Origin of the sequence: Candidatus Methylobacter oryzae (assembly GCF_003994235.2) — a bacterium.
GTDB lineage: Bacteria > Pseudomonadota > Gammaproteobacteria > Methylococcales > Methylomonadaceae > Methylobacter_A > Methylobacter_A oryzae.
In genome coordinates, this window is the sequence record NZ_RYFG02000094.1 from 1 (window position 1) to 18,256 (window position 18,256).

Sequence of the window (18,256 nt, forward strand, 5' to 3'; positions counted from 1 at the left end):
TTCGGACAACTGTTTTACTGTACTCATCAATTTACAACGGCAAAAATCGATGGACTTTATAATAGCCTAAATAATGTGATAGGTGGTGAGCACCGGAGCTTTTGCCGAGAATGGCCCGCAGGGGTGCGGCAGGGATGCCGCACGTCAGCAGAGGGGCAGGAGCCCCTTCTGCTGACCCTCGGCAAAAGCGAGGAGCGCAGGAGACGAGCGGCAACCGGGCCGCCTTTCTTTTGGATACTTTTCTTTGGCGGAGCAAAGAAAAGTATCTCGCCCTCGGGTGCGAGAACCCGATTCAAATAACCGTCGCGCTAAGCGACTCTTTAACTAACTCAGAAGCCTCACAAACTTTTATGCCTGAAATAAAAAAACGGCGCATATTCAAAAATCGCAACATATCCCTGAATTTCAGGCATAAAAAAGCCGGCATTGACCGGCTTTTTTGCACATCGCTATATCGGCTTTTTAACCAAATTATTTCAAATACTGAATAACCGCATATCTCGTTATATTTCTTCCGCTTGCCGCATTGTAATAAGCGGTGCTCGAATAAGCGCCGTAAATATTAACCGACGAGCCGCCGGCTTTGTAAAACTCCGCCAATTGCGATTGGGTATTCATCTTCACAACCGCGTCGCCGCCTGCATTACGCGCCTTTTCGACGACATCGTCGCGAACCGACGACGTATGAGACTGCCACCAGCTCGAGCCGCGATTGTCCTCGATAAAACCAAGCACTTTAAACTTACGCGGAGGCTCGCCGCCATCCCAAACTTCCATGCCGTCGACGATAGTCTTGGTTCCGCCTTTACCGTCTATTACCGCTTGCTGCACGCCCTCAAACGCTTTGTATTCGGTACTTACGCATGCGCATCCGGACAGCAGCAACACTGTCGTTAATGCAGTCGTCATTGTCGTTTTTTTCATATTGTTCCTTATTTTTTGAATGCCGGCACCGCACAATCGCATTGATGAGCTGGGCCGTAAATGTCTAAATTACAGAAGGGGCAAATTATATAATCGTTAACGACCGCCTGCCCCGGTATCCAGGTTAAGTATAACGCATTCCGGCTTTTAACGGCTAAAACGGCGGCTTTTAAAGTGCTAACGAGACTGTGAAATATTATCCAAACCGGTTTAAAAGCTTATTCACCACGCACCGCGTCCATCATGCCATGCCGTCATAAGATACCGACTGGATGATATTGACCAGCAGGCTCGGATAAATTCCCAACCAGACCAACAATATCGTTAAAACCGTAAGCAGCACGTTGGAAAGCCAATCTTGCGTAAATCCGGTTTTAACGGTTTCGGCATCCATCGACATCACCACGATAATTCGCAAATAGTAATAAAGCCCCAGGCCGCTGCCGACAATAACGGCCAGCAATAATCCCCATAAGCCGCCGTCGGCCGCGCCGGTAAATATATAAAACTTGCCGATAAAACCCACAGTCAGCGGAATACCGGCCAGCGACAGCAGCATCAGCGTAAAAATCGCCGCCAACCACGGCCTTCGCCAGAACAGCCCCCGGTAAAAAGCCAGATCGTCGGCTTCCGCTTGCGGCGACGACAGCACCGAAACAACCCCAAAAGCACCGATCGTGGTAATGAAATAAGCCAACAGATAGAAAGCAACCGGCTCTACGATCAATACCGAAGAAACGCTGCCGCCGGCAATGAACGCCACCAGCAGATAGCCCATATGCGCGATGGACGAATAAGCCAGCAAACGCTTAACATTGTTTTGCAACAGCGCCAGCAGGTTACCGCCCAGTATCGATAGCGCGGCCATCACGCTGAAGACGTTCAATAACGGCGTATACGCGTAACTGTCGGTGCTGACAAAATATCTCAGCAATAAAACAAAAACCGCGCCTTTTGAAACGGTGGCGATAAATCCTGAGATCGGCGCGGGCGCGCCCTGATAAACGTCCGGCGTCCACAGATGGAACGGTATCAGCGACAGCTTGAAGCCCAGCCCGGCCATGACCAACAGGACTCCGCTAAAAACCATCGCGTTAATATCGTCGCGGCTGGCGATATAGCCTTCGATGCCGCGGAAATAAAGCTCGCCGCTTTGCGCATAAATCAACGCGATGCCCATCAGCAGGAAAGCCGAAGATACGCCGGACAAAATCAGGTATTTAATCGCCGCCTCCAGCGCTTGCGCTTGATTGAGCGGATAACCGATCAACACAAACAGCGAGATGCTGAGCAGCTCAAGACCGATAAAAAAGCTCGCAAAATGCGTGCTGGCAGCCAATACCGAAGCGCCCAGCAATGCAGTCAGCAACAACAACGGAAGCTCTTCGTTTTCACCGTCCCGGTCTTTGAAATAGTCGTAGCAAAACCCCAGCACCGCAAGGCCCGCCGACAACAATAGCGCTATATAAAACAGCGCGTAGACATCGATCAGCATCAGCGGGCTTGCCTGAACCGGAGTTCCCGGCCATACGGAGCCCAATGCGGCCAACGACAAGACGATGCCAACGGCGGCAATAGCGCAGGACAACACGAAGTTCCGCCAGGCCGCAATCCCGATCATTACCGCTATCGCGGTTCCGGCAAGCGCGGTCAACGGCGCAAGAGCGATAAATTGGTTAATATTCATCGCTCCGCCACCTCCATCGCGCTTTGCATTGCCGGAGCCGAGACGTTCAATACGGCTTGAGGACTCAGGCCCAACCACACGGAAATAAACACCAGCAAGCCAAGCGTCGCCCATTCGCGCCGGTTGAAACCGGGCAGGAAATCATGCCGGGAGCACGGGCCGTAAAAGCCCTTTTGCATCATGCCGAGCGCATAAAGCGGCGACAGAACCAGCACCAAAGCGGCCGCCGCGGTCAAAATCCGGTTAACGCCAAAAGCCCCTTGCAGGACCAAAAATTCGCCGATAAAGTTTCCCAATCCCGGCAAGCCCAGCGAAGCCAGTGCAAAGAACAACGTCACGGCCGACAGTCCCGGCACGACGGACCAGAGCCCGCCCATATTGCCGATTTCCCGCGTATGCAGGCGTTTTTGCAAGATACCGGCGATCATAAACAAGGCCGCAGCGCTGACGCCGTGAGCCAGCATCGTAATAACCGCGCCTTGCAAGGCCGCCCCGTTCCATGAAAATACCCCAATCAGGATAAAACCCATGTGACTGACGCTGGTATAAGCGATCAATCGTTTCAAATCGGACTGGGCAAACGCCATGACCGCCGCATACAGCACGCCAATGGCTCCCATTGCCATCGCAACCGGGGCGAATTGATGCGCCGCGTCAGGAAACAGCGGTACGACAAAACGCAGCAAGCCGTAAGCACCGGTCTTCAGCATGACGCCGGCCAGGATCACGCTGCCGCCGGTCGGGGCCTGGGTATGCGCATCCGGCAACCAGGTATGAAAAGGCAGCGCCGGCAGCTTGACGGTAAAGGCGATAAAAAAACCCAGCATCAGCCAAAATGCGGCTTCGGGACTCAGTCCGGTATTCAGCAATTCGAAATAACCGAAACTATAGACGCCCGTTGCTTCGCGATGTATCAATACCAAGGCAACAATCGCCAGCAGCATCAGCAGGCTGCTGACTTGCGTGAAAATAAAAAACTTTATTGCCGCATAAGTGCGGTCTTCATGGCCCCAAATGCTGATCAGGAAATACATCGGGATAATCATCAGTTCCCAGAAAAAAAAGAACAGGAACAGGTCAATCGCCATAAACACGCCAACAGTACCGGCCAGGCACGACAACAGATTAAAGTAAAAAAAGCCCTGGCGATGCTTGATTTCGGCCCACGAACTACTAACCGCGATAAATCCCAATACCACGGTCAGCGTTATCAGCAACAGGCTGAATCCGTCCATCGCCAAATAGAACTCGATGCCGAAACGCGGAATCCACGGCACATAAAAATAGCCGAACCAAGCCGACGGCAAGCTGCCGATACTCTCTACCGCCCGATACGGGAATATCAGCAACAGCGCCTCAAGCGTAAGAACAACAATCGCAACCCAGCGCGGCGCTCCCGGACGCCAACAGCCAAAAAACCAAGCGATAAAAGCGCCCAGTTGCAACAAACAAATCAACAAAAACAAAATCACGACAGCCACCCTATCGCGATAACGACCACGGTGCCGAGCGCTATCGACGAGGTATACCACCGGATATGCCCGGTCTGCGATCTACGGGCCAGCAGATGCCCTTCCCTGCCAAGCAGCGCTACCAATGTATAAAGACTATCCAGCGCATCGTTCTTATTGGCTTTAGCGATAAAGTAAAAAGGCCGTACCGCTAAGGCTTGGTAAAGCGTATCGATGCCCCAACCGCTAAAAAAGAACATCCGCATCCGGTTTATCAGGCCAAAACCGGCAAGAGGCAACGTAGAAAAACCGCCTTTAAAATACAGCAGTACTGCGATCAATAAACCGAGAAAAGGTGCCGCAATCGTAGCAACCGAAACCAGACTCAGATTGCGGTCGGGATTAAGCAGCCCCGGAAACACGGAATCCAGCGGAATTCTCAACATGCCGCCAAACAAAGTCAGCACGCCCAGCAAAACCAGCGGCACGCTCATCCGCCAGTCGAGACGATTGTCAACGTCCTGAGGCTGGACGCCGAAAAAGACCAAGAACACCAGGCGGAAACTGTACAGGCCGGTAATGACAGCGCCGAGACAGCCGGCTGCCCACAAGCCCGGAGAGACCTCGTAAGCCGCCGACAGAATCTCGTGTTTACTGTAAAAACCGGACGTAAAAGGCAATGCGGACAGCGCCGCGCTGCCGATCAAGAAACTCGCGAAAGCCAGCGGCATGGCTCGATGCAAGCCGCCCATCCTGAAAATATTATGTTCGTGATGAAAACAGAAAATGACCGCGCCGGCGGCCAGAAACAACAGCGCCTTGAAAAAAGCATGCGTCAGCAAATGGAAAATGGCCGACGACCAGGCCCCGACGCCTAAAGCCATAAACATATAGCCGATCTGGCTGATCGTCGAGTACGCAAGAATGCGTTTGATGTCGGTCTGGGCCAGCGCCGAACAGCCGGCCATCAATAAAGTCAGCGCACCGATCACCGCGACAATCCATTGAACCGGCGGCGCCATCGCGAACAGATCATGCGTCCTGGCAATCAGGTAAACGCCGGCCGTAACCATCGTCGCCGCATGTATTAACGCGCTGACCGGCGTAGGACCGGCCATCGCATCCGGAAGCCAGGATTGCAGCGGCAATTGCGCCGATTTACCGACAGCGCCGCCCAACAGCAGCGCCGCAACGGCGACAGGCAACGCAGTACCCGGAGCCCACAAGCTGGCAGCACGGAACATCAGGGCCTGAATATCGAAGGTATGCAGTTCTATAAACAGCAGCAACAGGCCTAGCAATAACGACGTGTCGCCTATCCGCGTCATTACAAACGCCTTGCGGGCCGCATAGCCGTTGTTCGGGTCTTCATACCAGAAACCGATCAGCAGATAACTGCCGAGGCCAACTCCCTCCCAGCCCAGGTAAAGTAATACCAGATTGTCCGCCAGCACCAGCACCAGCATCGCCGACACAAACAGATTCATATACGCGAAAAAGCGCGCATAGCCGGCATCGTCTTTCATAAAACCGGCCGCATACAGATGAATCAACAAGCCGACGCCGGTAACGACGAACATCATCGTCAGCGACAATGCGTCCAGATAGAAGCCGATGGGTACCGACAAGTCGCCGACTTCGATCCAATTGCCCAATACCAAGCGGTAAGGTTGCCGCGTTCCGCTCAGAAATTGGCCTCCAATCAATGCAGTCAATAGCATCGACACAGCGACGCTTCCGACGCCTACCCAGGCCACCGGCGGTTTGGGAAGCCGTCTGCCGGCCAATGCCAGCATTAAGAAGCCAAGCAACGGAAAAAATGGGACCCAGCCTAATAGCTCAATCATTCCCTCTCCTTTTCCTGGCTCTATCGTTCCCACGGGAGCGAACAAGCGAAGCTCCCCACAACGCCCAGCGAAACCCAAAAACAAAAGGCATCATTGCCATCCATCCAAGCACTTCGATCGCTTTCATCCCTATCCTCTCATTCCGTTTAACGAATCCGCATCCAGCGTATGGAAGCGCCGGAAAATTTGCAGCACCAAGCCCAGCCCGACACCCACTTCAGCCGCAGCCAGCGTCAATATCAGCAAGAACATGATTTGCCCGTCCGCCTGTCCCCAGCGCGATCCGGCGACGATAAAAGCCAAACCGGCCGCATTGAACATGACTTCCATCGCCATCAAAATCATAATCAGGTTGCGCCTCGCCAATACCCCGATCAGCCCAAGCACAAACAGCGCGGCGGATAACAGCAAACCCTGTTCAATAGAAATTTCACTCATACATTTCTCCCGGGCTTCCTAAGCTTAAAGCTGAGTTGAGCAGCTTGTCCGCTCAAACGAAACTTATGCCCTCTGGGTATAAGTATCGGCTTTGCCAAGTGATACGCGCCGACCAGGCCGGCCAGCAGCAACATCGAAGCCAGCTCCACGGCCAGCAGATAAGGCCCGTACAATACCGTTCCGACTTGCTTCGCGTTGACGATGTAGCCGGTATCTGCACGGTCGCCGGACATCACAATGACCAGCATTTCGGCAAACAGAATCAACGCCAACAGCGTCGGACCTATCCAGGTGCCCGGCTTCAGCCAGGCTTGTTCCTGGTCAATAGTCCGTTGGCCTTGATTCAGCATCATGATCACGAATACAAACAGCACCATGATTGCCCCTGCGTAAATAATCACTTCCAGCACGGCCGCAAAATGCGCGCCCAACAGGAAGAACAGCACCCCGACGGCCAGCAGCGATAAAATCAGGTACAGCAAGCCATGCACCGCATTGAGCCGGGTAATCATCATCACCGTCGCGAAAATAGCTACGGCGGACGTGATGTAAAACAAAGTCAAGGCCATGATGTTCTCCTCATTAACCGTCAATAGTTCCCACGCTCCAGAGCTCACCGTTATACACATCTCGAAGTAGTACGAAACCCATCCCCTATGCCGCGCCGAGCACCGGAGCTTTTGCCGAGAATAGCCCGTGAGGGGTGCGGCAGGGATGCCGCACGTCAGTAGAGGGGCAGGAGCCCCTTCTGCTGACCCTCGGTAAAAGCGAGGAGCGCAGGAAGCAAGCGGCATGGGGCCGCCTTTTCTTTGGTTACTTTCTTTTGGCGGAGCAAAAGAAAGTAACTCGCCCTCGGGGGCGAGACCCCGATTCAAATAAACCGTCGCACGAACGACTCCTTAATTGCCCTCCTTGGCCGCTGGATCCCGGAAATCCCTGCCGGGATGACGTGCTTTTATAGACTTGTGTATTACGACGAGCGCTGGAGCGCGGGAACAATAAAATCAAGGCAACAAAGTTCTCACATCCACCGGCGGCGCTTCGTTCTCGGCCTGCCCTTTCGTTTTGCCGCTCACCGTCATGCCGGCGATCCTATAAAAATTGTAATCGTGGTATTTCCCGGTCCCGTCAATCAACAAATGCTGTTTTTCGTAAACCATGTTTTGCCGGTCGTATTCACACATTTCAAAATCCGGCGTCAGTTGAATCGCATGGGTCGGGCAGGCTTCCTCGCAGTATCCGCACATAATGCAGCGGGAAAAATTGATGCGGAAAAACTCGGGATACCAGCGCCCGCTTTCGTCCTCGGCTTTCTGCAACGCTATGCAATCGACCGGGCAAGCCACCGCGCAAAGGTTGCAGGCAACGCAACGCTCTTCGCCGTCGGGATCTCGGGTCAGCACGATGCGTCCGCGGTAGCGGGCAGACAGCGCCGGTTTTTGCTCCGGGTATTCGACCGTATCCGCCTTGACGAAAGTATGCTTCAACACTTCCCATAATGACCGCAGTTGGCTTAGCATCGTTTTATCCTTCCTCACAAGTCATGTATTACGCTAGTTCCCAAGCTGGAGCTTGGAAACCAGCGGAAAAGCCTTCCGCCTGCTTTTTCGTGCTTTTCGTGTCTTTCGTGGACTTTGCTTTTCCCGTCTCAACCCTGCAACGACAACACCACCGCACCTGTCGCCAACAGATTGACCAGCGCCGCCGGCAGCAACACTTTCCAGCCGAAAGCCATCAATTGATCGTAACGGGGCCTCGGCAGCGAGCCTCTCAATAAAATAAAAAACATAATGCCGACAGCGGTTTTCAAACAAAACCACAGCAACGGCGGCAGCCAAGGGCCGAGCCAGCCGCCGAAAAACAGCGTCACGATCATCGCCGAACTGAGCGTAATGGCCAGATACTCGCCAACGAAGAACATGCCGAATTTCATGCCCGAATACTCGGTATGAAAACCGGCCACCAGTTCTTGTTCGGCTTCCGGCAAATCCAGCGGCGTCCGGCGGCTTTCGGCAACGACCGCGATCAGGAAAATAATAAAGCCGAGAAACTGCGGAATGATGAACCAGCCGCCGCGCTGGGCTTCGACAATCTCCCTTAAATTAAAAGTGCCGGCCAGCATCACGACACCCATGATCGAAATGCCCATGAAGACCTCGTAGCTGACCGTCTGCGCAGCAGCGCGAAGACCGCCGAGCAGCGAATATTTATTGCCGGATGCATAACCGGCCAGCACGACGCTGTAAACCGACAGCGACGACATCGCCAGGAAATACAGCAAGCCGAAATTGAAATCGATAATGCCGACGCCCGGCGCAAACGGAACCACGGCAAAACCGGTCAACATCGTGATAAAGACAATCGTAGGCGCCAGTACGAATACCGCTTTGTCCGCAAAAGGCGGAATCCAGTCTTCCTTGAAAAACATTTTGATCATGTCCGCGACCACCTGCATCAGCCCCAAAGGCCCGACCCGGTTCGGGCCCAAACGATCCTGCCAGACCGCCAGCAACCGTCTTTCGACCCAAATCAGCATCGCCGCGACCACAATCAATGAAGCAAGAATGCCGGCAATATCCGCTGCATCGCCTAGGCCTGCGTTCATAACGGCGCCCCCGGGTTAACTTTTTTTAAACCGACCTCCGCCCCGTTTTCGATAGCCTGTAGTCCCGGCAATCCGGCAGTTGCTGCCAGTAATCCCAAAGGCAGCGTAGGCTCGATTTGCACCGGAACTTTCATCGCCGCAACGCCCGTAAGACTGTCGATTTCCGCTAAATCGCCGGCTTCGACGCCCAAAGCCTCGGCGTCCAAAGGATTCAGCAACACGCAAAACGGCGGCAAGCGTTCGAGCAACGGCGGCGAATGCAGGCTTAATTCCTCGCTGCCGAAGATATGCGGCAATAACGCGGTTCGCCACCGGCCCGGCGACGGCGCGAACTCCGCCGGAATGTCGCCGAACCAAGGCAAGGAGCCGGATGCTTCAATCAAACGCACGCCTACATCGCCGCCACGCAAGGAAGCGCCGATTTCCTGCTGGAATTTATTAATCGCCTGGTTCGAATTCCAGCCCGGCGCCCAAACGACCGGCAACAATGCCGGCGGCGCTTGCTCCGTATCGCCTTCCATCGAAAAAGCGAACGGCGTTTCGTTATCCTGCGGCTGACGAGGCTCGCTGACCTCCGGGCGCATTGCCGTGCGGCCGCTGTAACGGTGCGCTTGCCTAGGAATTTTGCTGCCTTCGACGGTGTAATTCGCACCCGGTCCGGCCTGGACAATATCGGCAAGGCAGGGAAATGCGCCGGCGCAAGCGTCTGTCAACTGATCGTGATGCTGCCATTGGCAATCTTCAATCACGCTCGTCAGCCATTGCCAAGCGGCTCGCACCGGTTCCGCCTGCGGATAGACCGGAAAATAGCGCTGCGCCCGCCCTTCGTTATTGATCAACGTACCCTCGGATTCGGCAAACGTCGAAGCCGGCAACAGTAATTCGGCATGCTCGGCAGTTTTGTTTTCCAGGCTGTCAATAACCACGACATGATCGGTAAGCTGCAAAAACAAATCGACCGTGCGACTCGGCGCCCGGCGGTAAAGATCGTTCTGAAGAACAACCACGCTGTCCGTCAAGCCTTTGCCGATACGGTCGAAAGCCTGCGATAACGGCCGCCCGCCGATCATTGCCAAGCCAAGGCTGTTGCATTCCGGCACCGTGAACGTCAGTTGTTTGTTGGCCGACGGCAGCGCTTTCGCAACGTTGTAAGCCGCCTGAATCACGGCAAGGCTTGCACACACGGTCCCGGATACGATCAGCGGGCGTTTTGCCTGCTTCAAACTGTCGGCGATGCTTGCAGCGAGCGTTTGCACGCTATCGCTCAAACCGGAAGGCTCGGGAGCCGACGGTTCGAGACCGTGGGCAACCGCAAACCCCAAGCGGGCAATGTCTTCCGAACTGCCGTGATAAGTGTCCGTAGCTATATCGTCCAGCCGCGTCGCACAAATAGCGGCAATAAAAACCGGCGTGGAAGCCAGTTTATCGACGTTCCGCACGGCCGCATCCTGCCAAGGCTGTACATGCAGCGTGCCGGCCAGCTCGAATGACGCATGACGCGCCGCCTGCCTTAACGACAACGCCAATCTTGGCGCGCTGTGCGTCACGTCCTCGCCGAGAATCAGCACCGCATCGGCTTGTTCGGCTTCGCGCAGGGACGGCGAACGAATGCCGCCGTCAAGCATCAACTCCGCAATCGCATTCAACAAAGTATGTTCGGTATCGTCCAGGCCGAGAAAAAAGTTCTCCTCGCCGACCAGCCTCCGCAATGCAAAATTGGCTTCTAATGATGCGCGCGGCGAAGCTATGCCGATGGCGGGCTTCGGCGATTTCAGCAGGTTACGGAAATGGCTTTCGGCAGTTTCGGCAGTGATGTCGGGATAGCCTTTGAGCCGTGGATTCCTGATGCGTTCCGGACTGTTGACAAAACCGTAGCCGAAGCGCCCTCTGTCGCAAAGAAAATAGCCGTTAATCTCGCTGTTATAGCGATTGATAATTCGCCTGAGCGTGCCGTAACGTTCGCCGGGCGCGATGTTGCAGCCCAAACCGCAATGCACGCAAATCGACGGCGCGCTCTGCAAATCCCATTTGCGCACGTAATGCGCGCTGAAGGTTTTGTCGGTAAACACGCCGGTCGGGCAGACTTCGACTAGGTTGCCGCTGAATTCGTTTGCCAACGCGCCGTCTTCAAAGCGGCCGAAATAGACGTTGTTATGCATGCCCAACACTTGCAGGTCCTTGCCTCCGGCATAGTCGTCGTAAAAACGCACGCAGCGGTAACAGGCGATGCAGCGGTTCATTTCGTGATTGATGAACGGGCCGAGGTCCTGGTTGTTATGGGTTCGTTTCAGTCCCCGGTAACGGCGGAAAGTATGACCGCTCATAACCGTCATATCCTGTAAATGGCATTCGCCGCCTTCCTCGCAGACCGGGCAATCGTGCGGATGGTTGGTCATCAGCAACTCGATATTGTCGGCGCGGAATTTTTGCGCGTGTTCGGCATCCAGCGAAACCCGCAGGCCGTCGGCAACCGGCGTCAGGCAGGCCATGACCAATTTGCCGCGCTTGTCTTCGGCGTCCTTGTACTGGATCACCGCGCATTGCCGGCAAGCGCCGGCCGAACCCAACGCCGGATGCCAGCAAAAATAAGGCAAATCCAATCCCAACGACAAGCAGGCCGACAGCAGGTTGTCGCCGTTCCGGACTTCGTGGATTCGGCCGTCGATGTCGATGCGGGCCATTACGCGGCCTCCTTGACGATATAGCGCTCGAAATCCTCGCGAAAATATTTCAGCGCGCTTTGCAGCGGCTCTACCGCCCCTGGAGCCAATGCGCAAAACGTATTGCCGGGGCCCAGCATGCGGGTCAGTCCGGCCAACGTATCCAAATCTTCGAGCCGCCCTTTGCCGGCGATGATGTCTTTTAATAGCGAGACCGTCCACGGCAAACCGTCCCGGCACGGCGTACACCAGCCGCAGGATTCCTGGGCAAAGAACTGTTCCAGGTTCAGCACCATTTGCACCGGACAGGTCTTGTCGTCGAGCACGATCAAAGTTCCGGTACCGAGACGGCTGCCGGCCTTGGTAATCGCCTCGTAATCCATGGCCACGTCCAAATGCTCGGGCAGCAGGAAATCGGTCGAGGCGCCGCCGGGCAAGAAGCCGCGCAGCTTGTAGCCGTCCTTTATGCCGCCGGCGTGTTCTTCGATAATTTCCCGGATCGGCGTGCCCATCGGCAACTCCCATAAGCCGGGACGCTTGACGCGGCCGCTGGCGCCGAACAGTTTGGTGCCTTTGTCCGCGCCGTGCCCCAAACCCAGATACCAGTCGACGCCGTAGTTCAAAATATGCGGCACGTTGCATAAGGTTTCGACGTTATTGACCACGGTCGGCTTGCCCCAAAGCCCGCTGACCAGCGGATACGGCGGTTTGGCCCGAGGCGTGGCGCGCTTGCCTTCCAGCGCATTGATCAGCGCGGTTTCCTCGCCGCAAATATAGCGCCCGGCGCCGGTGTGCAGAATGATGTCCAGGCTGAATTCGGAGTCCAGTATATGTTCGCCCCAATAGCTTTTAGCCCTGGCTTCCTGCAACGCATTCTCAAGACGCTGCCGGGCCAGGTGATATTCGCCGCGCAGGAAGATATAAGCGATATTGGCCTGGATCGCATAAGACGCGATGATCAAACCCTCGATCAACTGATGCGGGTCTTGCTCCATCAGCATCCTGTCCTTGAACGTTCCGGGCTCCATTTCGTCGGCGTTCGCGATCATGTAACGGGTTTGCGGCGTATCAATGCCGGGCACCATGCTCCATTTCAACCCGGTGCCGAATCCCGCTCCGCCGCGGCCTTTTAATCCCGAATCCTTGACCCATTGCTGCACGTCTTTAGGCTGCAATTCCTTGACGGCCTTGCGCAAGCCTTGATAACCGCCGCTGCATTCGTAGTCGGCCAGCGTCGTAAAGACGCGATCCGGATTGATATTTTTAGTCAGCGGCTTCGTCACATTTTCCATCGCGCCTCACCTTTCAAAAATCTCGTTAACGGCATTTTCGGTCATGTCGAGCATCAACCGGTCGCCGACCATCGCGGCCGGCGCATGGTCGCAAGCGCCAAGGCAGACGATCGGCAACACGGTATATTCGCCGCCGGCCGACATTTCTCCCAAACCGACGTTCAATCGCCGGCACAAGCTCTCGCCTATTCGGTCGCTGCCCATCATCCAGCACGTCACGCTGTTGCAATAATGGATCACGGTTTTACCGACCGGGCGGCGGTAAATCAGGTTATAAAAAGTCGCGACCGCTTCCAGTTGCGAAGGCTGCATGTCCAGCAACCCGGCGACCGCAACCAGGCAATCGTCGGAAACCCAGCCGCGGTATTTTTGGACGATTTTCAACGCCTCGATAGCCACGGCGGCTTTATCCGGGTAATGCTCCAGCTCGGCGTTAATTTCGCGGATTTCTTCCTGAGTTAAAATCGGCTCGTTCATGTCAGCGGTCCACGTCGGCCATTACAAAATCGATGCTGGCTAATATCGCGACCAGGTCCGGGATCATCATGCCCCGGCACATCATCGGAATCATTTGCAAATGCGGGAAAGACGGCGTGCGGATGCGGGTACGGTACGACATCGTACCGCCGTCGCTGGTCAGGTAGTAGCCGTTCAAGCCTTTGGTCGCTTCGACGGTCATGCAGCATTCGCCGGCGGGAATCACCGGCCCCCAGCTGACGTTCAAAAAATGCTGGATCAGCGTTTCTATATCGTGCAGCGTCCGCTCTTTCGGCGGCGGCGTGGCCAACGGATGATAGGCCTTATGCGGACCTTCCGGCATGTTGTCCAGGCATTGCCTGATGATGCGCAGGCTCTGGCGCATTTCTTCGACCCGCACCGTGCAACGGTCGTAACAATCGCCGTGCCTTCCGGTCGGTATGTCGAATTCGAAATTTTCATAACCGGAATAAGGCCGGGCTTTGCGGTAATCCCATGCAAAGCCGGTCGCCCGCAGGTTCGGGCCGGTCACGCTCCAATCGATCGCTTCGTCGGTATTGTATGAGCCGACGCCCTGGGTCCGGCGCTTCAGCGTGCCGTTTTGCAGCACCATCTTGTCGTATTGATCCAACCGGGCCGGCAAATAATCGATAAACTCGCGAATGCGTTTATCCCAGCCTTTCGGCAAATCCATCGCGACGCCGCCGATCCGGAAGTAACTGGAATGCATCCGCGCGCCGCTAATCGATTCGATGATGTCGAAGACTTTTTCGCGGTCGATGAACATATAAAAAATCGGCGACATCTGCCCCAAATCCTGGGTATAAGTGCCGTAAAACAACAGGTGGCTCGCAAGCCGGTACAGTTCGCAAATCATCACGCGGATGACTTGGGCGCGCTCCGGCACTTGAATGCAGGCCAGTTGCTCGACGCTCAGCACATAAGGCAGGTTGTTCATCGAGCCGCCCAGATAATCGACTCGGTCCGTGTAAGGAATATAGGTGTGCCAGGATTGCCGCTCGCCCATTTTTTCGGCGCCGCGATGGTGATAGCCGATGTCCGGCAGCGCATCGACAATCTCTTCGCCGTCCAGTTGCAGCGCAATGCGGAATACGCCATGCACGCTGGGATGATTGGGGCCCATATTCAGGAACATGAAATCGGTGCCGTCGCCGGACCGGCGCATGCCCCACTCTTCCGGCACGAAGCGCAACGCATCCTGCTCGATTTCCTGCTGCTCGTCGGAAAGGCTGAACGGTTCGGCTTCGGTCGCACGGGCGTAATGATCCTTGCGTAGCGGATGCCCTTGCCAAGTCGGCGGCATCAGGATGCGTTTAAGATGCGGATGACCGTCAAAAGCGATGCCGAACATATCCCAGACTTCGCGCTCGTACCAATTGGCCGAAGGCCAAATATGGGTGACGGTCGGCAGCGACAAATCGTCTTCGACCAGCGCCACTTTGAGGCGAATGTCTTCGTTGCGCTGAAACGACAGCAAATGATAAACGACGGTAAAATCGCTGCCGGGCAACGCTGGCCGATGCGTGCGCCGGCGCTCGTCGATCGCGGTCAAGTCGAACAGCAAGGTGTAGGTCTGCGACTTTAAATAGAGGAGCATCCCCCGCAAGTCCTGCCGGGAAACCCACAGCGTGGTGATCCGGTCGCATGTCGGCTGCATCAGCACGTCATTGGCTGCCGTTCGCTCCGTCAGTTCGCGCACGATCTGCGGACTATCGGAAGGAATAGCGATTTTGTCGGCGGTACTGTCCAATGTATTCCCTCCTCATTGATAGATTTATAATGCTTAAAAGCTTATTCACCACGAAGGCACGAAGAGCACGGAGTTTTTATTTCTTCGTGCTCTTCGTGCCTTCGTGGTGAATAAAAAGCTCTTATAGTTTCCAGACGAGCTTATATCTCATCCGGGCTTCTCAACTGCTTCGTGCGCATTCTTTGTTCGGTCAGTAAATCGCGATAGCTCGGTTTGTCCGCTTGAGTCACGGTCTGGTCGCCGACAATCCAGCTTAACGGCCGCCGCTCTTTACCGATTGCCTGCTGCAACAACAGCAAGCCTTGCTGCAAGGCCTCGGGCCGAGGCGGGCAACCCGGCACGTACACATCGACCGGCAGGAATTTGTCCACGCCCTGCACGACGCTGTAAATATCGTACATGCCGCCGGAATTGGCGCAGGAGCCCATCGATATGACCCAGCGCGGCTCCAACAATTGATCGTAGAGGCGCTGGATCACCGGCGCCATTTTCCTGAACACCGTGCCGGAAATGACGATCAAGTCGGCCTGGCGAGGCGACCCGCGTATCACTTCGGACCCGAAACGGGCGATGTCGTGACGGCTGGTGAACGCGGTCGCCATTTCCACATAACAGCAAGACAAGCCGAAGTTAAAAGGCCAGACCGAATTGGACTGTCCCCAAGCGACCATATCCTCAAGCTTGGCAAACAGCATATTGCGCCGTAAGGCCTCGTCGTAACTCTGCCGGCCGGGTTGCGGCGTTGCGCCTGCCTTCGCTTCGGTTAGAGTCCAATGCATCTTTCCTCCGTGGATCGGCGGTTGCATGAGTCGATGCGTTGCCGGCACGTGCGCCAATCGAGTGCGCCTATCAGCCACAAGTACATTAATGCGGTAAGCAATACGCCGATAAAAACCGCGGCTTCGATAAAACCAAGCCAGCCTGCCTCTTGCAGCGCGACGGCCCAGGCGAACAGGAAAACGCTTTCCATGTCGAAAATAACAAAAAAAATAGCCAGTAAATAAAACTGCACGGAAAAACGAATATGCGCATCGCCTGCCGCCACAATGCCGGATTCGAAAGGCTCGTCGACCGTTTTCGAACGGTGTCTTTGCCCCAGCAGGTAGGCGCCGCCGAGCATGACGACGGTCATCGCAGTGACGACGCAAAAATAGATAATCAATTGAAACAGATCGTTGGCGAGAATCGCTTCGGAACTCTGCATATCGGAGACCTCATTATCGATAGACAAAATTACAATATTCAATCCATGGTTCACAGTGAGTAAAAACAGGTTAGAGAAGGCTAAACATTTCTACAATCCGTAGAAATGCCTACTGAATGGGCGTTGCAACTTGCCGAATGATTAAAGCGGCAATCGGGTCGTCTTTTTTGATTTGACTGACTACATAGCATCGGTTTTCAGCTATAGTTAAATATGCTTATTCCGCCGGTTCGGGTAGTTATACGTATTGATCGCTCTACCTGATTGTGGGATAAAGTTAATTTTTTATTGATCTTGACTGTCTCCGGGATCAAGCTTCGGCTGGAACAGCAGAACAAGCGCTGCTGTATTTCCGGAAGACCGGTTATCCAATCGATTGAGGAAGACTAACAATGAAACGTTTAGCGTTAGTGATCGTCCTTGCAGGCACCCTGTTCATGCTGAACGGTTGTGCCGTTTATACCCCGCCTTATGACGGCGTCGGCCTCTATTACAACTATGTTCCCTACGGTATGTACGGCTATGGCGGCAATGGCTTTTACGGCCGTTACGGTTTCAGGCCGCGTTTTTACGGCGGCTGGGGACATGGTTGGGGCGGAGGCTGGAGAGGCCGCGGCTGGCGCGGACGCGGCTGGCATTGAGCCGAGTTGATGCATCGAGCTTAGCTGAGCCCTGCTTATACCCAAAGGGCATAAGTTTCGTTTGAGCAAGCAAGCTGCTCAACTCAGCTTTATACCCAAAGGGCATAAGTAGGGTTTGAGCGGACAAGCTGCTCAACTCAGCTTTAATCCATTTCGATAAATGAGGCCATGACAATGATGCGCGGAAAATTATCTATTGTGCTGACGATCCTTATTGCGTTGCTAATCTGCGAAAGCGCTATGGCCGGCGGCGGCAGAGGTTCCGGAGGCGGACATGGAGGTGGGTTCGGCGGCGGCCGCGGCGGTGGTTTCGGAGGGCATGGCGGCGGTTTTGGCATCGGCCGTCCGGGTGGTTTCAGCGGTCATGGCGGCAACTTTGGCGGCGGCCGTATAGGCGGCTTTCATGGCGGTTTCAGGGGAGACCGTTTTGGCGGGTTTCATCGTCACGGTTATGGCGGCATCGGCTTTTCCATCGGTTCTCCTTTGTTCTGGCCGGGCTACTCTTATTGGCCCAACTATTCTTACTATCCCTATTATTACTCTTCGCCAACAATCGTCGCGCCTGCTACCCCGCCGACTTATATAGAACAGGGAGCTGCGCCGAGTATTCAGCCGCTCGAACCGGACAGTTGGAATTACTGTCCCGATCCTACCGGCTATTATCCCTATGTAAAAGAATGTGCGGCAGGATGGCAGAAAATCGATCCCCAACCTATAGGACAGCAACCCGACTATTGGTATTACTGTAGCAATCCTGCCGGCTATTATCCTTATGTCAGGGAATGTTCAGTTGTCTGGCAGCGTGTTGTCCCTTAACGGAGGCGTGCCCAATGTTACGAATTCCAAGCATCTTAATTTCTGTTTTCCTGCTCGGCGCTTGCTCGACAATGCCGTCCGGCCCCAGTATTTTGGTACTGCCGGGCAGCAACAAAAACTTCGATCAGTTCCATAACGACGATCTGTCATGCCGGCAGCTTAGCCATTCGCAGCTTGCCTCGTCGCAACAGAGTCCGGATTCCAAAGAAGAAGCGCAACAAAACTACGACATCGTTTATATCCAATGCATGTACGGCAAGGGGCACCGGGTTCCTGTGCCGGGGGAATTATCCTACGACACGCAACAGGAATGGCATCAGCCTCCTCCGCCTAATTTGCCTGCGCCGCCTCAAATGCGCGACGCGCAATAGAGGGTGGGTGTTGAAAAGGCGCGCACGGCACTCCCTGCCGCATATTTGATTTTTATCCGTGCTGATCCGTTA

At 54.9% G+C, this 18,256-nt stretch carries 18 protein-coding genes; 4 read left to right on the forward strand and 14 right to left on the reverse strand.

Features of this window, described 5'->3' with window-relative positions:
• The first annotated feature begins 134 nt into the window (after nucleotides 1–134).
• Entirely contained in the window at nucleotides 135–491 is a 357-nt protein-coding gene (locus tag EKO24_RS22385; RefSeq protein WP_154671592.1) for a hypothetical protein, read from the forward strand.
• On the opposite strand, the gene EKO24_RS10725 is transcribed toward EKO24_RS22385, so the two are convergent.
• The 14 genes from EKO24_RS10725 to ndhC all read right to left on the reverse strand — a co-directional run bounded on the left by EKO24_RS10725 (nucleotide 472) and on the right by ndhC (nucleotide 16,356).
• Complete coding sequence (locus EKO24_RS10725) at nucleotides 472–924, reverse strand: hypothetical protein (RefSeq protein WP_127030651.1); 453 nt, start codon at nucleotides 922–924, stop codon at nucleotides 472–474. The genes EKO24_RS22385 and EKO24_RS10725 overlap by 20 nt on opposite strands.
• Before the next feature lie 241 nt (nucleotides 925–1,165).
• A complete protein-coding gene (locus EKO24_RS10730; protein ID WP_127030650.1) occupies nucleotides 1,166–2,611 on the reverse strand; it encodes an NADH-quinone oxidoreductase subunit N in 1,446 nt (481 codons plus the stop codon).
• Entirely contained in the window at nucleotides 2,608–4,083 is a 1,476-nt protein-coding gene (locus EKO24_RS10735; RefSeq protein ID WP_162853356.1) for a complex I subunit 4 family protein, read from the reverse strand. The genes EKO24_RS10730 and EKO24_RS10735 overlap by 4 nt, the downstream gene beginning before the upstream one ends.
• Nucleotides 4,080–5,909, reverse strand: a complete 1,830-nt coding sequence (gene nuoL / locus EKO24_RS10740) for an NADH-quinone oxidoreductase subunit L (RefSeq protein WP_127030649.1) — start codon at nucleotides 5,907–5,909, stop codon at nucleotides 4,080–4,082. Before nuoL ends, EKO24_RS10735 begins: the two co-directional genes overlap by 4 nt.
• 129 nt (nucleotides 5,910–6,038) lie before the next feature.
• The gene (gene nuoK, locus EKO24_RS10745) at nucleotides 6,039–6,347 is read right to left on the reverse strand and encodes an NADH-quinone oxidoreductase subunit NuoK (protein ID WP_127030648.1); all 309 of its coding nucleotides are present in this window, start codon (nucleotides 6,345–6,347) and stop codon (nucleotides 6,039–6,041) included.
• Nucleotides 6,344–6,916, reverse strand: a complete 573-nt coding sequence (nuoJ, locus tag EKO24_RS10750) for an NADH-quinone oxidoreductase subunit J (protein ID WP_127030647.1) — start codon at nucleotides 6,914–6,916, stop codon at nucleotides 6,344–6,346. Before nuoJ ends, nuoK begins: the two co-directional genes overlap by 4 nt.
• A 435-nt stretch (nucleotides 6,917–7,351) precedes the next feature.
• Nucleotides 7,352–7,867, reverse strand: a complete 516-nt coding sequence (nuoI, locus tag EKO24_RS10760) for an NADH-quinone oxidoreductase subunit NuoI (protein WP_127030646.1) — start codon at nucleotides 7,865–7,867, stop codon at nucleotides 7,352–7,354.
• A 128-nt stretch (nucleotides 7,868–7,995) separates the two neighbouring features.
• Nucleotides 7,996–8,952: an NADH-quinone oxidoreductase subunit NuoH gene (gene nuoH / locus EKO24_RS10765; protein WP_127030645.1), complete on the reverse strand. Its 957-nt coding sequence runs from the start codon at nucleotides 8,950–8,952 to the stop codon at nucleotides 7,996–7,998.
• Entirely contained in the window at nucleotides 8,949–11,633 is a 2,685-nt protein-coding gene (nuoG, locus tag EKO24_RS10770; protein WP_127030644.1) for an NADH-quinone oxidoreductase subunit NuoG, read from the reverse strand. Before nuoG ends, nuoH begins: the two co-directional genes overlap by 4 nt.
• Nucleotides 11,633–12,904 carry an NADH-quinone oxidoreductase subunit NuoF gene (gene nuoF, locus EKO24_RS10775; protein ID WP_196240015.1) on the reverse strand — a complete coding sequence of 424 codons (1,272 nt, stop codon included), beginning with the start codon at nucleotides 12,902–12,904 and terminating at the stop codon, nucleotides 11,633–11,635. Before nuoF ends, nuoG begins: the two co-directional genes overlap by 1 nt.
• A 6-nt stretch (nucleotides 12,905–12,910) precedes the next feature.
• Nucleotides 12,911–13,381 carry an NADH-quinone oxidoreductase subunit NuoE gene (nuoE, locus tag EKO24_RS10780; RefSeq protein ID WP_127029976.1) on the reverse strand — a complete coding sequence of 157 codons (471 nt, stop codon included), beginning with the start codon at nucleotides 13,379–13,381 and terminating at the stop codon, nucleotides 12,911–12,913.
• 1 nt (nucleotide 13,382) lies between these two features.
• Nucleotides 13,383–15,059: an NADH-quinone oxidoreductase subunit C/D gene (nuoC, locus tag EKO24_RS10785; RefSeq protein WP_241674471.1), complete on the reverse strand. Its 1,677-nt coding sequence runs from the start codon at nucleotides 15,057–15,059 to the stop codon at nucleotides 13,383–13,385.
• 233 nt (nucleotides 15,060–15,292) lie between these two features.
• On the reverse strand, nucleotides 15,293–15,931 hold the full coding sequence (locus EKO24_RS10790) for a NuoB/complex I 20 kDa subunit family protein (protein ID WP_127029977.1): 639 nt from the start codon (nucleotides 15,929–15,931) through the stop codon (nucleotides 15,293–15,295).
• Nucleotides 15,916–16,356: an NADH-quinone oxidoreductase subunit A gene (gene ndhC / locus EKO24_RS10795; RefSeq protein WP_127030000.1), complete on the reverse strand. Its 441-nt coding sequence runs from the start codon at nucleotides 16,354–16,356 to the stop codon at nucleotides 15,916–15,918. The genes EKO24_RS10790 and ndhC overlap by 16 nt, the downstream gene beginning before the upstream one ends.
• Before the next feature lie 392 nt (nucleotides 16,357–16,748).
• On the opposite strand from ndhC, the gene EKO24_RS10800 reads away from it, so the two are divergent.
• From EKO24_RS10800 to EKO24_RS10810, 3 genes are all read left to right on the forward strand, one after another.
• Nucleotides 16,749–16,997, forward strand: coding sequence for a hypothetical protein (locus tag EKO24_RS10800; RefSeq protein WP_127029978.1), 249 nt, complete (start codon nucleotides 16,749–16,751; stop codon nucleotides 16,995–16,997).
• Between the two features lie 174 nt (nucleotides 16,998–17,171).
• A complete protein-coding gene (locus tag EKO24_RS10805) occupies nucleotides 17,172–17,813 on the forward strand; it encodes a hypothetical protein (protein WP_206667260.1) in 642 nt (213 codons plus the stop codon).
• A gap of 14 nt (nucleotides 17,814–17,827) precedes the next feature.
• Nucleotides 17,828–18,184, forward strand: a complete 357-nt coding sequence (locus EKO24_RS10810; RefSeq protein ID WP_127029979.1) for a glycine zipper family protein — start codon at nucleotides 17,828–17,830, stop codon at nucleotides 18,182–18,184.
• The last annotated feature ends 72 nt before the right edge of the window (nucleotides 18,185–18,256 follow it).

Excerpts from the sequence above, each read along its gene's own strand:
- EKO24_RS22385 (WP_154671592.1), top strand. The coding sequence starts at position 135 with ATGCCGCACGTCAGCAGAGGGGCAGGAGCCCCTTCTGCTGACCCTCGG.
- EKO24_RS10725 (WP_127030651.1), bottom strand. The coding sequence starts at position 924 with ATGAAAAAAACGACAATGACGACTGCATTAACGACAGTGTTGCTGCTG.
- EKO24_RS10730 (WP_127030650.1), bottom strand. The coding sequence starts at position 2,611 with ATGAATATTAACCAATTTATCGCTCTTGCGCCGTTGACCGCGCTTGCC.
- nuoL (WP_127030649.1), bottom strand. The coding sequence starts at position 5,909 with ATGATTGAGCTATTAGGCTGGGTCCCATTTTTTCCGTTGCTTGGCTTC.
- nuoK (WP_127030648.1), bottom strand. The coding sequence starts at position 6,347 with ATGAGTGAAATTTCTATTGAACAGGGTTTGCTGTTATCCGCCGCGCTG.
- nuoJ (WP_127030647.1), bottom strand. The coding sequence starts at position 6,916 with ATGGCCTTGACTTTGTTTTACATCACGTCCGCCGTAGCTATTTTCGCG.
- nuoI (WP_127030646.1), bottom strand. The coding sequence starts at position 7,867 with ATGCTAAGCCAACTGCGGTCATTATGGGAAGTGTTGAAGCATACTTTC.
- nuoH (WP_127030645.1), bottom strand. The coding sequence starts at position 8,952 with ATGAACGCAGGCCTAGGCGATGCAGCGGATATTGCCGGCATTCTTGCT.
- nuoG (WP_127030644.1), bottom strand. The coding sequence starts at position 11,633 with ATGGCCCGCATCGACATCGACGGCCGAATCCACGAAGTCCGGAACGGC.
- nuoF (WP_196240015.1), bottom strand. The coding sequence starts at position 12,904 with ATGGAAAATGTGACGAAGCCGCTGACTAAAAATATCAATCCGGATCGC.
- nuoE (WP_127029976.1), bottom strand. The coding sequence starts at position 13,381 with ATGAACGAGCCGATTTTAACTCAGGAAGAAATCCGCGAAATTAACGCC.
- nuoC (WP_241674471.1), bottom strand. The coding sequence starts at position 15,059 with ATGCAGCCGACATGCGACCGGATCACCACGCTGTGGGTTTCCCGGCAG.
- EKO24_RS10790 (WP_127029977.1), bottom strand. The coding sequence starts at position 15,931 with ATGCATTGGACTCTAACCGAAGCGAAGGCAGGCGCAACGCCGCAACCC.
- ndhC (WP_127030000.1), bottom strand. The coding sequence starts at position 16,356 with ATGCAGAGTTCCGAAGCGATTCTCGCCAACGATCTGTTTCAATTGATT.
- EKO24_RS10800 (WP_127029978.1), top strand. The coding sequence starts at position 16,749 with ATGAAACGTTTAGCGTTAGTGATCGTCCTTGCAGGCACCCTGTTCATG.
- EKO24_RS10805 (WP_206667260.1), top strand. The coding sequence starts at position 17,172 with ATGATGCGCGGAAAATTATCTATTGTGCTGACGATCCTTATTGCGTTG.
- EKO24_RS10810 (WP_127029979.1), top strand. The coding sequence starts at position 17,828 with ATGTTACGAATTCCAAGCATCTTAATTTCTGTTTTCCTGCTCGGCGCT.